General features: G+C 62.6%; 15 protein-coding genes. 3 read left to right on the plus strand and 12 right to left on the minus strand.

Going from position 1 to position 12213, the window contains the following annotated elements:
- The first annotated feature begins 138 nt into the window (after window positions 1-138).
- Complete coding sequence (locus tag P5G59_RS01975) at window positions 139-1539, plus strand: recombinase family protein (protein ID WP_301215477.1); 1401 nt, start codon at window positions 139-141, stop codon at window positions 1537-1539.
- A 10-nt stretch (window positions 1540-1549) separates the two neighbouring features.
- Here the strand turns inward: P5G59_RS01975 and P5G59_RS01980 are convergent, their stop codons facing one another.
- The 12 genes from P5G59_RS01980 to P5G59_RS02035 all read right to left on the minus strand — a co-directional run bounded on the left by P5G59_RS01980 (window position 1550) and on the right by P5G59_RS02035 (window position 10258).
- The gene (locus P5G59_RS01980) at window positions 1550-1882 is read right to left on the minus strand and encodes a hypothetical protein (protein ID WP_301215478.1); all 333 of its coding nucleotides are present in this window, start codon (window positions 1880-1882) and stop codon (window positions 1550-1552) included.
- Window positions 1883-1941: 59 nt separating this feature from the next.
- Window positions 1942-2517: a hypothetical protein gene (locus tag P5G59_RS01985; RefSeq protein ID WP_301215479.1), complete on the minus strand. Its 576-nt coding sequence runs from the start codon at window positions 2515-2517 to the stop codon at window positions 1942-1944.
- A gap of 51 nt (window positions 2518-2568) precedes the next feature.
- Complete coding sequence (locus P5G59_RS01990) at window positions 2569-3897, minus strand: PKD domain-containing protein (protein WP_301215481.1); 1329 nt, start codon at window positions 3895-3897, stop codon at window positions 2569-2571.
- Window positions 3894-4091, minus strand: coding sequence for a hypothetical protein (locus P5G59_RS01995; protein WP_301215483.1), 198 nt, complete (start codon window positions 4089-4091; stop codon window positions 3894-3896). Before P5G59_RS01995 ends, P5G59_RS01990 begins: the two co-directional genes overlap by 4 nt.
- A gap of 43 nt (window positions 4092-4134) precedes the next feature.
- Window positions 4135-6870: a phage tail tape measure protein gene (locus tag P5G59_RS02000; protein ID WP_301215485.1), complete on the minus strand. Its 2736-nt coding sequence runs from the start codon at window positions 6868-6870 to the stop codon at window positions 4135-4137.
- A 182-nt stretch (window positions 6871-7052) separates the two neighbouring features.
- Window positions 7053-7325: a hypothetical protein gene (locus P5G59_RS02005; RefSeq protein WP_301215487.1), complete on the minus strand. Its 273-nt coding sequence runs from the start codon at window positions 7323-7325 to the stop codon at window positions 7053-7055.
- 1 nt (window position 7326) lies between these two features.
- A complete protein-coding gene (locus P5G59_RS02010; RefSeq protein WP_301215489.1) occupies window positions 7327-7866 on the minus strand; it encodes a hypothetical protein in 540 nt (179 codons plus the stop codon).
- Window positions 7863-8282 (minus strand): helix-turn-helix domain-containing protein, encoded by a 420-nt coding sequence (locus P5G59_RS02015; RefSeq protein ID WP_301215491.1) that lies wholly within the window; start codon window positions 8280-8282, stop codon window positions 7863-7865. The genes P5G59_RS02010 and P5G59_RS02015 overlap by 4 nt, the downstream gene beginning before the upstream one ends.
- Before the next feature lie 16 nt (window positions 8283-8298).
- Window positions 8299-8691 carry a hypothetical protein gene (locus tag P5G59_RS02020; protein ID WP_301215493.1) on the minus strand — a complete coding sequence of 131 codons (393 nt, stop codon included), beginning with the start codon at window positions 8689-8691 and terminating at the stop codon, window positions 8299-8301.
- 862 nt (window positions 8692-9553) lie between these two features.
- Window positions 9554-9760 (minus strand): hypothetical protein, encoded by a 207-nt coding sequence (locus tag P5G59_RS02025; RefSeq protein ID WP_301215495.1) that lies wholly within the window; start codon window positions 9758-9760, stop codon window positions 9554-9556.
- 2 nt (window positions 9761-9762) lie between these two features.
- Window positions 9763-9993 (minus strand): hypothetical protein, encoded by a 231-nt coding sequence (locus tag P5G59_RS02030; RefSeq protein ID WP_301215497.1) that lies wholly within the window; start codon window positions 9991-9993, stop codon window positions 9763-9765.
- A gap of 67 nt (window positions 9994-10060) precedes the next feature.
- Complete coding sequence (locus P5G59_RS02035) at window positions 10061-10258, minus strand: helix-turn-helix transcriptional regulator (protein ID WP_301215499.1); 198 nt, start codon at window positions 10256-10258, stop codon at window positions 10061-10063.
- A 124-nt stretch (window positions 10259-10382) separates the two neighbouring features.
- On the opposite strand from P5G59_RS02035, the gene P5G59_RS02040 reads away from it, so the two are divergent.
- Both P5G59_RS02040 and P5G59_RS02045 read left to right on the plus strand, forming a co-directional pair.
- Complete coding sequence (locus tag P5G59_RS02040) at window positions 10383-11102, plus strand: helix-turn-helix transcriptional regulator (RefSeq protein WP_301215501.1); 720 nt, start codon at window positions 10383-10385, stop codon at window positions 11100-11102.
- On the plus strand, window positions 11077-12189 hold the full coding sequence (locus tag P5G59_RS02045) for a tyrosine-type recombinase/integrase (protein ID WP_301215504.1): 1113 nt from the start codon (window positions 11077-11079) through the stop codon (window positions 12187-12189). Before P5G59_RS02040 ends, P5G59_RS02045 begins: the two co-directional genes overlap by 26 nt.
- Window positions 12190-12213 lie beyond the last annotated feature (24 nt).

Below are 12213 nucleotides of genomic sequence, written 5' to 3' on the forward strand. Positions count from 1 at the left end.
GACTAGCTCGCTGCTCTAGTCCGGGACGGGTGGCGGGGAACGGGACGAGGTGTTCACCGACATTCGGATGCTAGGGGGCGTCGGCGTCACTTTGAAAGACACCTCTTTGAAGCAATCTTGATTCGCTATCGTGCGCGCATGAAGCAGGCCAACGCCGCGGCGATCTACGCCCGAATCTCATCCGACCAATCCGGCGAAGGGCTGGGAGTCCAGCGTCAGTTAGAAGACTGCCGAAGGCTCGCGGCGGAACGACACTGGGTCGTGGCGGCGGAGTACGTGGACAACGACATCTCCGCGTACTCTGGCAAAACGAGACCCAGCTACGAGCGCATGCTGATTGACATCGAAGCCGGCCGGGTCGACGCCGTCCTGGTCTATCACCTGGACCGGCTCACCCGTCGACCGGCCGAGCTGGAGCACTTCATCGACGTGTGCACCGACGCCCGCGTTGACGTGACAACGGTTACGGGAGACATCGGCCTAGGGAACGACAACGGGCTGATGATCGCCCGCATCACCAGCGCGATGGCGGCAGCGGAATCAGGCCGGAAGTCCGCACGCATCAAACGCAAGATGCTCCAGAACGCACAGATGGGGAAACCCAACTCGGGCGGCGCCCGACCTTACGGGTACGAGAATGACAAGGTCACGCTTCGCGAGGAGGAGGCGCGAGTCATTCGAGATTTGGCGCTGCGATACATCGCAGGCGAGTCGATGAACACGTTGGCGCGGTGGCTGAACCGTGAAGGGATTCCCGTCCCCGGCAAGGCGCCTTCGTGGCATGTTCAGACAGTGCGACCGATCCTGATCAGTGCACGAATCGCTGGCATCCGCGAATATGAGGGACGCGAACTCGGGCCCGCGATCTGGCCGGCGATCATCAGCCTGGACGAGCGCCGCCAGCTGCTCGCGGTTCACCAGTCGAAAAGCAGAGGAGGTGGCACCAAGAAGAACCGCTACCTGCTCAGCGGGCTTCTCCGATGTGGCAGGTGCGGTGGTGTGCTCTTCCATTCCGGACCGCCGAATATTCGCCGGTACCAGTGCCAGTTGGCAACAGACGACAGCACCTGCGGGCGTTTGTATATCAACGCCTTGAAGATCGAGGGGTGGGCTGCGGCAGCCGCGATCATGCGTCTGGATGCTCCCGGCATGACATCGCTGCTCGCGGCCCGCGTGACGGACGATGACCGGCACACCGCCCAAATTGCCGACGTGATGAAGGCCGAACGGGCACTGACTGAGCTCGCCGAAATGCTCGGCGCTGGGGAACTGTCCCGCGCGGAATACGCTGCCGCCCGCAAAGTCGCTGCGGAGCGCCATGTCGAAGCCCTTCGCGAGCTTGACCGAGCTACCGGAACTCACGTGCTCGACGGAATCGACCCCGATCGCGCCGCGCTCACGAGGTCGTGGGAGCGGCTGGATCTGCCTCGCCAGCGGGCAATCATGCGCACATTGCTCGAGTACGCGATCATCCATCCGCGCCCAAGAGGAACCCGCAAGCTTGACCCGACTCGGATCGAGGCACGCTGGACTGTCTAAGGTTGCGGGGTCATTCGGTTTGCACGGGCTGGGAGTAGTCGACCCGTTCGACATACAAGGCCGCGCCCATCGGCAGATCCTTGTGTTGCTCGCGGTACAACTCCACAGCGGCTTCGGCGTGATTCACCCGATGCCCGACCACATACCCGATGCGGTCCAGGGCCTCGTAGTTGGTCGGGTCGGCACGGTCTGACGTTGCCTCGCTCAGTCGTTCGCCGTAACGTCCCGTGTCGCGAACCTCAGCCATGTGCGCCAGCAGCAACGCCACATCATCATCGGTGAACTCGGGCTCACGAGTCGTGATCGACCGGGCAAGCCTGCCCGCATCGTCGTACTCGTACACGGTGATCGTCGCAGGCTCCCACCCATCCAGGCGCCGAGGCGAGATCGGGTGAGCGAGGGCTAGTTCGAGCCGGTCCCACTGCCGGCGCGCGCTTTTTTTGCTTCAACGAGCTTCTGCGACGGCCCCCACTCGTTGACCTCCCACACCGCATCCCGCACAGCCTGCGCGTCATGCCCGTACAGTTCAGCGAAGACCGCGTCCCACTGCGCATCCGTGAGAACAACCGTCTTCTCACCGTCGACCTGCCACGCGAAGTGATGCCCGCCACGCTCAGCCTTCACCGCAGCCTGCGCGACCGCGTCCAGGTTGTACCCGTAGTTCATGTCCACGAGCGCACCAGGACGCATCGGGTTCCGCGACGTCAGGTCAATCCACATGTCACCGGGCAACTTCTCGAACGCGAACGTCACAAGAGCCTGAGCCGTGGACGCCTTCAACTCGTCGATGCGCTCCTGAATTGCCTCCGCACCGTCCTCGGCACCGAGACGCTTGTCCTCGTCAGCAGCGATCGCTTCGAGTTGTGCTTCGAGTTCTTCGAGTTCTTTCGACGTGTCAGCGTCCAGGAGGACGGTCACTTCGATGGGCTTCGGTTTCGCGGCCGCACGTGCGGCCAGCAGCTCGTCAATCGACGGCATAGGGTTTTCCCTTCTGAGCAGTGTGTGAATGAGAAGTCGTGATCAGCTCGACTACGGCGCGGTGCCAACGAGTTCGATGTACAGGTTCCCCCAGTCGGTGATCGCGGACGGAGTCGTGAGAGTGAGCGGGTAGTCAGTTGGCGATGTGGTGATCGCCTGCGTCCACTCCTGCCTCTGCGTCGTCCCCTCGTACAGGCGCACCTTCGCCGTCGTCGACCCCGACGTGTCCTGAGCCAACCGCGCGGTCAGCGTGAGAGCACTTCGGGCCGACATGGGGGCGATTCGGTATTTCGTCGACTGTGCGGTCGAACTCAGTGGCGAGGACTCGAGGTAGGTCGTGTCTGAACCGTCCGAGAGCGCGTCGCCGGGAGTGGCGGCACCGCCGATGCTGGACCATGTGCCGACGGCCGCGGCCGCCGGTCCAGGAAGAACCGACACATCACCGGATGTGGGGACCCGCACCTCCGTTGTGACGGTTGTGGTGAGACTGTTCGAGTCGGTGACAACGCACTGCAGGATGTAGAGCTTGCCTGCCAGTGCAGAGGCCGTGAACGATGCGTTCGCGGTCGTCGCCCCCGTCAGAGCGGGCGCACCCGACGTAGGGTAGGTGAACGACCACGCGTACGACGCGATCGTGCCCGAGCTCGACGACGCAGTAACCGACTCATTCACCGTGGCGTTAGCGGGCACGTTCTGGATTGCCGGTGTCGATACTGTGGGGGGCGTCGCGGCCGGGATGCCGATGAAGTCAGACAGGGTTGAGTCGATCGCAAACTCATCGAACGTATATGACTCGACGTTGTTGTTGTACTTACCCAAGTAGACGACGGTGAAGTTCGTTCCGGTACCCGCGTTCGCGGCAGTGTTGTTGTAGATCGTCTCGACGGGTGTGGTTGAGTTGTCGACGTAGTACCCGACCTTGATCGTGCCATTGCTGGTCGTGGATCCCGCAACGACGTACGCCTCGAGCCGGTACTTGGTCCCCGGCGTTAGGGTTGTGGTTCCTGTCCACACATTGGTGCCTGCGGCGTCGAAGATGCGGAGCTTGCCTGTGCCCTGTACGTGCACGTCGAATACTCGGGTGCTGCCGTTGTGGAAGCGCATCAGGTACATGTCGCCGGTGGTAGGGACGGCGCTGATGGTGAACTTCATGTGCGCGGACAGTTTCGTGACGTTCGGAAGATTCCAGCCGGCAGCTCCGATCGCGCCGCCGGCTGTTGTGGCGCCCATACTGCCCTGCGTTGCGGCCGATGAGCTGTAGGTAAGTCCTGTGCCGAAGACGATGTCGAAAGCGGTGCCGGATGCGCCGCCTGAGTTGCCGGTGCTGATGGCGACGCCATTCCTGCCGCCCTCGAAGTTGTTGCTGGCCACAGTGGTCATTTGTCGTCGTCCTCTCGCTCAGAATCGCCTTCGGACCCGATAAGGGCCATGTGGCCAATGCGCAGGTGACCGCCTCTCTTGTCGTCGTCCTCTTGCTCAGGACCGCTCGCGGATCCGGTTCCCCGGATACCGTTCACCCGCACGTGGAGCCCGTCCGTCTTGTCGCTGGCTGTGGGTGATGCTTTCTCGTTCATTGCTGTGACCTCCTCAAGGTCGTTCGTGTGTGGTGGTTTCTGGTCAGCCCATCCGTGTACGGCGCCGTTGACGCGCCTCGTTCTCCTGAATCGCGCCGTCGATCATGATCCGAACCGGCTCCGCGAACCCATCAATGCGGGCGCTCAACACGACACCGGCAAGCGACGGTGCTGACACGTTCACAACCGGCGTGGATGGGTAGGACGATGCGGCGACATAGGTCGGTGTGACGAGCCCACCGCTGGCGTACCCGCGGATCACACCGCCGCGGTTCATGTACTCCATCGCTGCGAGGTTGTTGGGATTCGAGGTTGCTCGAGCGGTGTTGATGTACTCCCGGTTGGACAAGCGCGCCAGGATCGAATCCGACGTGCCAGTGCCGGGCCCGGTGACCAGACCACCAGTGGCAAACCCAGGACGAGTCGTACCGCCCGACTGTGGCAAGTTCTCAGCGCCGCGCACGATGATGTTTGCCACACGGTCCTTCGTGACCTCGATGAACCGCTCGTAGAACTGGTCCAGCGCGTTCTTCGCCGCGAGAGTGTTCGCGAGTACGTTCACCGTCTTCTGATCGGGGATCCGGTACACCTGGTCCGCGACAGCGCTGGCCTGCTCGGCCGTACCGCCCAGGGCGAGGATGTTGTTGATGAGAGTCTGGCGACCCGCCTGCAAGTTCGCGATGTACGCCTGCGTATTGCCGTCGACCGCGAGTTGCGCGTTCGCCGCGTCCTGGGATTTCGATGCGAGATCGGAGAACATCTGAATGTTGTCCGCGCCGGCCGCGGTGCTCGAGTCGAGCGAGGTCGAGTAGCCTTCCGCGCCATCCTTGGCCTTCTGGATGGTGTCGGCGACCTTCTGCAAGGCGTCCTGGTAGGACGCGTTCGCGGATACGGCGTCCTGGCCGACACCGTTCGCCTTATTCACCTCGTCAGTCAGCTGGCGGACCTGATCGTTGAGGCTGCCGGCACTGTCAGCCGCATCCAAATACGCCTGCGACGCCGCCTCAACACTGCTCGTGTTGTCCTTCGCGGCGTCCGTGCTCTCACCCAACGCATCATTGGTGTTCTTGATATCGCGCTGCGCGTTCTTCAGACTCTCCGAAGTGTCGCCCACGCCCTGACGCAGGGTGACCCACGCGACACCCTCCTCCTGCAGTTGAGGCGAGAGCTTGCCCTTCTGAGCGCTCCTGATCGCTTCGTACTCGCGATACTTTGCGTTCAGCTCCTCGACCGCCTTCGCGTTACCCAACGACGCGTCCGTGATGGTCTTGAGGCTGATACCGAGCTTGTTCGCCGCCTGAATCGATCCGTTGTCGTGCAACTGCTTCGCGGCTGTCGCTCGAGTGTTCTTTGTGATCGCGCCAGTGTTCTGGTCCAGGGAGGTGGTGAACTCGTCGGTGCGCGCCTGTGCTTCGGCCTGCGCTGTCGCCACCGCGGCGACGATCGCCACGAGACCAGTGATCGCGAGGCCCACTGCGCCGCCTGCGATGCCCACCGTCCGCATGGACGTGCCGAGAGTGTCCAGGGCGATGCGGAAGTTGCTCAACATCGGAACGATCTTCAGCATGCCGCCGCCTAGCAGCCCAACACCAGCAACTATCGCCCCGGTAGCGAGGACGACACCCTGCGCCGGCCCGGGAAGTTCCCCGAACGCCTTCACCAGCGCCGTGACGCCCTGCACAGTGCCGCGGAGTGCATCGTTAGCCGTCGACCCCGTCTTGATCAGCGCACTGTCGAAAGCAGCACCCAGCTTCGACAGGTCACCGTTCAGACTGTTCAGCTTCCCCCGAGCCTGCTCAGCAGCGAACCCCTGATCGTCAACGGCCTTCGTCCACTGGTTGACCGCCTTCGCACCGCCCTGCATCAGCACAGTAGCCGTGGTGATCTGCTCGTTACCGAAAATCTGACCCAACGCAGTCTGCCGCGTCTGCTGATCCAGGCCACCCAACTTCGTGCGCAACTGCTCCGCGACACCGTTGAAACCGACGAACTTCCCAGAAGCGTCATACACGCTGATGCCGTACTGATCCATCGCCTTACGAGCGATCACCGACGGGGACGTCAGCGACGACAGCATGCCACGCAGCGACGTACCAGCCTGGTCCGCGAGGATCCCGTTCTGCGCGAGCTCCGCCAACCTTCCCACGGTCTGCTCAATACTGATGCCCATGCTCGACGCAACCGGGCCCACATACTTCAGGCCCTGACCGAGGTCCTGAACCGAACCCAGCGCCTTGTCCGCGCCCGCGGCGAGAAGGTCCGCGATGTGAGGAACGTCCTTGCCCTGCAGCTTGAACTGCGTCATCGCAGACGCCGCAATCGACGTCGCATCCGCCACGTTCAACTGGCCGGCCGCAGCCAGGTCGAGCGCACCAGCAAGCGCACCACCGAGCATGTCCTTCACGGACACGCCAGCCTTGACAAGCTCCGTCTCCGCGTCCGCAACCTCAGTAGCGGAGAACCCGATCGCCTGACCCATGTTCAGGGAGGCGGCGCGGAGCGCGTCCATCTCCTTCGCCGTGGCGTGAGACAGCGTCTGAACCTGCGCCATCTGCGCATCCCAGTCCGCGAACTTCTTGATAGCGATCGCCACACCAGCAGCCGCGACCGCACCCATCGCCAGTGCCGCGTTCCCCAGCTGGTTGAACGCTTCCTTCTTCTGCGCCAGCTTCTCGGCCTCAGTACCCGTCTTCCGGGTGGCCTCGGCAGCTTTGTCCATGCCCTGGATGTACCCAGCGACCTGGGCGACCAGGCTGACTTTTACCGTCCTATCGGTCAATCTCCATCTGTCGCTTCCTCACCGGTTGAGGCCTACAAGGGACATTCAGTTGTCGGTTCGCGTGGAAAAAAAAGTTCGGGGAGAGACATCGCCTAGCCCCGGAGGTACGGGAGGCGTGGCATCGGGGGTACCCTCCCCTGGGTAGTCGGCGCTGGGATGGTCGCGAGTGGAGTCCGGGCATGTCAGATCACGGTTCCTGGTCGCTTGGTCGGTCGCTTGAGCGTTGCGTCGAGATCGCGTTGAGGGTTGTACTCGTCGGTAAATCCGCCCTTGATCGTCAAGGTGATCGGAGTTGCCGGCGTGACCACCACGACGGTGTCGGGGCTGACAGTCACCGGTCCGCCGCCTCGCGCTGACACGGCAGCGGCCAGGAGGAACAGCGTCCGCGCTGCTTCTTCGGGGAGTTGGCTCTTGTGTTCGGCGATCGTGATGAGGCCCGTCCGGTCGTTGGTCATGTCACATCACCATGTAGCTCACTGCTCGCGCGAGGCCGGCTTCGTGGAGGAAGTGCTGCAACTTCTCGATTTCGCGTGCCGCTGTTGCGGACTCCGGGTACTCCTGTTCGAACTGGCGGACCGCGTCCGTCCATCCTGCTTCGAGGGCTCGGCGGAATAGCGCGTGTGCGAGGGTGCGGTCATTGCTCCGTAGTGCGAGGCCCATCGTTCGGGATGCCTGCTCCGCTCCCTCGATGCGCTCGGAGCGTTCCTGTGCGTCGCGGAAGGCAATCAGGTCAGCGGTGCCGTATCCGACTTTCGCGTCGAGCTTGGTCTCGAGGGACTTGATGTGGTCCTTGACCAGTGCGATCTCCTTGTCGCGGAGAGCCTTGGCGCGTTCCTGCGCGATAGCCAACCGCTGCTCGTGGGCTTGGCGCTTGCCCTCGTCGCTGAGCGTTGTGTCGTTGTTGATCTCGGCGGCCCTGCGACCTGCGGCGGCCTGGATCTGTTTCGCGTCTGCACGCAGTCCGTCGATCTGCGCGTCGAGTGCATCGAGGCTCATGCTCTGCTTCCTCTTCGTTCTCGGTAGTGGGCGAGTTGCTCCCGGCTGATGCGGTACGTCCTGCCCACCTTCTCTGCGTGTAGTCGGCGTTCCCGGATGGCCTTTCGGATTGCCCGGTCGGTCACCTGGATCGCCGCTGCGGCTTGGCTGGTGCTAAGCCACTGCGATCCTCTGTCGAGTTCCGGTTTTGCCGCCTCCTGGGTTCCGGTTGCGGTACCACGCCAAGCGAGCGCCGCGACCTTCAGCGCGACCAGTGTCTGATCGATCTCGGGGTCCTCGCCGCGATGGTCGACGTGGTACTGGTTCAGGCCGGCGTATCGGAGCAGGAACGCTGCGGCGCGACCGCTGATGATCACTTCTGGTCCGCCCGCAGCGATGACGAGCTCCGTGGCTTGCCTAACCCGCGTCTCGCCCATGCGTTTGCACCCCGTTTCATTCTTCGTCGATTGGGTGGGCATCCTGACCTGACGCATCCGAATCGGCACTCACCGGCCGGATCAGGCGCCATCCCAAGATCAGCGAGTTGATATTGCTCAGCCGGAACGGGATCTCCCACGTCTCTGCGTCGTGGAGCATCTCGATCGCGATGAGTTGCATCGCCTGTTCTACGAGCCAACCCACGTAGAGGGTGTTCTTGTCGGACTCGCTCCACACCTGCCAGAGCTGCTGATTTGCGAAGCGGTCCTTTGAGCTCGTCGCGGTCACTTGCATCACGCCACCGACGATCCGGGCGATATGATCACGTACTTTGACCGGGTCTGCTTCGTACGTGCTGCCGTCGACTCCCGTGAGAGTGAACGGCTGGTCGGGGATGGCGTCGATCATGCGATGCTCCGATTCGCTTCGTGCTGCGGCCGAGGACGTCGTCGGTTACGTTTCCGTTGACGAGCCCTCCACTTGTGTCTGGGCCATTTGATGCTGGCGGTCATGGGGTGCCTTTCATCGACGGCGCCGGTACAGCGGGCGGCGCACGGGTTCGGGTTTCGGGTGTGGGGAGATGCCGAGGGCGATGTTCCGCTGCACGGCCCTCTCGTGCCGCTCCTGGGCTCTCTCCTGCTCGAGCTCGCGGTTAGCTTCGTCACAGGCACTGCATCGCACGAGGAATGCTTCTCCGACATGCCGGTCACATCGGGCTCCGAGGTCGAGCTGGGTGGTCATGCCGATCTCCTCTCGTCGGGGTTATCCACAGGCTTCAAGTGAGATGCTTCGGTAAACCGAGGTGTTCGTCGGCCTAGATCTTCTTGTGGCTCATCAGTGGTTCCTTGGGGGTAGGCCCGACCTACCCCTGGCAGTAGGGATTCCGTACCTTTCAGGGGTAGGAAATCCCTACTTTCCAGGGGTAGGGATTCCGTACCCCCGTAGATCAGGGCGAACTCGGCCCGATGGCCCTGGCGTCCTCGCTGACGACGCTGGATTGCGCCGCACTTCACCAGCCCCTGCACTGCGACCTTGACCGCCTGAAATGCGGCCTCACGGTCTCGGATCTGCGCCGCGGATAGGTCGTAGGACGGGTCGGCAACCATTCGGCCGATTCCGTAAGCAGACATCTCGCGAGATCCGAAGTATCGCGAGGGCTGGTCAGAGTCGAGTGCTGTGTGCGACATGAAGACGAGCAGCTGGTATTCGTTCGGCTTAAGAGCGTTCATCGCATTGAAAGCGATCGCCCGTCCGACCAGCTGCGCCCCCATCAGTCAGCTCCTCCAGGAAGATCCCTGATGGCGATGCCGAACTTCAAAGCTGTCATGCCCACGTCCAGGAGGTCGTTCGCGAGCGTGACCACTTCGGCGGGAGTGAGGTGTTGCACAGCGCTCCGTTCCGTTCCGTTGTCGTCCTCGATGATTAGGACCACATCCGGCCGGTCGCCCGACCATCCCGAAGTCACAGTCGCTGTCACCGTCAGACCCCCGAGAGGAAGTCAGCGGCCGAGACATGCAGCGCCTGGGCGGCACCGAAGAGCTCGTGAATCCATGCTGACGCTTCGCCTTTGAGCACCTGTCTTGCCCGTTCGGGGGAGTCGAACGCGGCGATGGCTTCCCATGCGGCGTCAGCACTGGCCCTGTTGAGGGCTTCCTGCAGGTTTCTCCCGACGACCTTGTCGACATCTGTTGCTTCTGCGATCATGGACATGTTGGTTCCTTTCCTAGGGTTCCGATACAGACCCCGCCCTGGCCGGCGGGGTTTTTCTTTCGGGTGATCATGCAGATGCCGCCTCCTTCGCGAACTGTGCATCAATCCACGAGTCCACGTCGTGCGCACGGAACATGCGCCGTCCTCCGATGATTGCGGACGGCGGCGCCGTCTTCGTGTGGATCATCCAGCGCAGTTGCGCTTCGCTCTTACGCAGCCGTTCAGCTGTCTCACTGAGCGTCAGCAGGGTGACAAGCGCTCCCACGAGCTCCTCCTTCACACTGATTTGATGGTGTCGACCAACGAATCGTTGTCTCCACCCACAGTATGCAATACAACGCTTCACCTCGCAACTACCTACAAACCGTTGTTTCCGATAGGCTGCCGTTGTGCAGCCATACAGACTCCCGGGCGGATCATCGTGGGAAGCCACGTTCATCGCCCGCATGAAAATGCGTCGCGAGCAACTCGGACTCACTCAGACCGATCTCGCCAAGCAATTGAAGGCGTTGAATCTTCCCTTTCACCAGCAGACGATTCAGCGGATCGAGGCGGGGGATAGACCCCTACGACTGGACGAGGCCTTCACCATCGCAGGCCTACTCGGGGTCGACTTGACGACAATGGTCTATCCGTCCCGGGATGAAAACGCAGGCTATGCAGAGCTCGTCGTGGATGCTCTGCGGCGCTCAGGCGAGACGCTTCGAGGCGACGTGGACGAGATAATCACCGATTGGTTGGCTGAGGCCTACGAACCAGTTGCCACCGAGTTTGTGGATGCTTGGGAGCTCAGCCAGCACAGGCCCACGAAGCTTGTTCGCTGGCTTGCTGCTTGGGTGATCAAAGCCATCTGGATTTTCGACAACGCTGATGACCTCATGACATCCACCTACGGCATCGATTCGAGCGCGCATGAGGAAGAGTGGCGATCGGCGACGGCGGGAACTCGTGAGGCGATAGAAGATCTGCGCTGGGTGACGGAAGAGGCCGTATGGGAGGAGATGGGTGTCTCGGAGGACGAGCGGCCAACCATGCTTGCCGACCTGGGTGTTGAAGCGTTGTCCGCTTACATGAGGGGTGATGATGGCGAGCATCAAGAAGAGGCCTGACGGCTCGTGGCGCGCCCGATATCGGGACGCTTCCGGTAGGGAGCACGCGCGGCACTTCAAGTTCAAAGACAACCCACGAGATCCGGAGAACTCGGCACAGCACTGGCTCGATCGCGAGACCAGCAAACTGGTCACCGGGACATGGGTGGCACCGAAGACTGCGAAAGTCACCATGAGGGAATGGTGCTCAACCTGGATTGACGGATATGCGACCAACCGTGCGTCGACGGTTCGGCAGGCTCGCACTCACCTCGTGCGCATCAGCGCGAAGTTCGGCGACCGCCCGCTAGGCAGCATCCGCCCGTCCGAGGTGAAGCACTGGATGGCCGAGCTCAAGGCTGAAGGTCTCGCTGACTCCACGGTCTACGCCATCCATCGCCGCCTGTCGCAGCTGTACACGGACGCCGTGCACGACGGCATCGTTGCGAAGTCTCCAGTCTCGCGCCGAACATCTCCTGGCGCCGGGAAGCAGCGACCCTACGTAGCCACCACCGAGCAGGTGTGGGCGCTCCACGACGTCCTACCGGAACACTTCAGGCCCGTTGTGCTGCTCGGCGCCTTCGCGGGCCTCCGAGTAGGCGAGATCGCCGCACTTCGCGTCGAAGACGTCGACTTCATGCGCGGCATCATCTCACCCGCCATCCAGTGGCCGGCCGAACCGCTCAAGACGGACATGTCGAAGACGCCGATCCCGATCCCGCACGAAGTGGCGCTCGAGCTCAATCGGATCCCGGCGCAGTGGGGGAGTAGCACTCTCGTTGTCGGCGCCTACGGCCGGCCGGTGGCTCCGTACACGATCGAAACCGCGTTCCGTGCCGCGCGCGAGAAGGTGCCCGGTCTACCCAATGGCTTCCGCATCCATGATCTGCGGCACTACTACGCGTCCCTGCTGATCGCGGCCGGCCTCGATATCAAGACGGTTCAGGCGCGTCTGCGGCATGCTTCCGCGAAGACGACGCTGGATACCTATGGGCATTTGTGGCCGGATACAGATGAGTCCGCACGAGCTGCGGTTTCGGTCGCTTTCGCGGACCGTCCTGCAGCTCGTGCGGACTTTTTGCGGACTAACGCGTCCGCAACGTCTTAGATCCCGCGCAATTCCGCGGCAATC

Source organism: Leifsonia virtsii (genome assembly GCF_030433675.1).
GTDB classification, from domain to species: Bacteria; Actinomycetota; Actinomycetes; order Actinomycetales; family Microbacteriaceae; genus Leifsonia; species Leifsonia virtsii.

Coding starts and splice junctions, on each gene's coding strand:
- P5G59_RS01975 (WP_301215477.1), top strand. CDS start 139: ATGAAGCAGGCCAACGCCGCGGCGATCTACGCCCGAATCTCATCCGAC.
- P5G59_RS01985 (WP_301215479.1), bottom strand. CDS start 2,517: ATGCCGTCGATTGACGAGCTGCTGGCCGCACGTGCGGCCGCGAAACCG.
- P5G59_RS01990 (WP_301215481.1), bottom strand. CDS start 3,897: ATGACCACTGTGGCCAGCAACAACTTCGAGGGCGGCAGGAATGGCGTC.
- P5G59_RS01995 (WP_301215483.1), bottom strand. CDS start 4,091: ATGAACGAGAAAGCATCACCCACAGCCAGCGACAAGACGGACGGGCTC.
- P5G59_RS02005 (WP_301215487.1), bottom strand. CDS start 7,325: ATGACCAACGACCGGACGGGCCTCATCACGATCGCCGAACACAAGAGC.
- P5G59_RS02010 (WP_301215489.1), bottom strand. CDS start 7,866: ATGAGCCTCGATGCACTCGACGCGCAGATCGACGGACTGCGTGCAGAC.
- P5G59_RS02015 (WP_301215491.1), bottom strand. CDS start 8,282: ATGGGCGAGACGCGGGTTAGGCAAGCCACGGAGCTCGTCATCGCTGCG.
- P5G59_RS02020 (WP_301215493.1), bottom strand. CDS start 8,691: ATGATCGACGCCATCCCCGACCAGCCGTTCACTCTCACGGGAGTCGAC.
- P5G59_RS02030 (WP_301215497.1), bottom strand. CDS start 9,993: ATGTCCATGATCGCAGAAGCAACAGATGTCGACAAGGTCGTCGGGAGA.
- P5G59_RS02045 (WP_301215504.1), top strand. CDS start 11,077: ATGGCGAGCATCAAGAAGAGGCCTGACGGCTCGTGGCGCGCCCGATAT.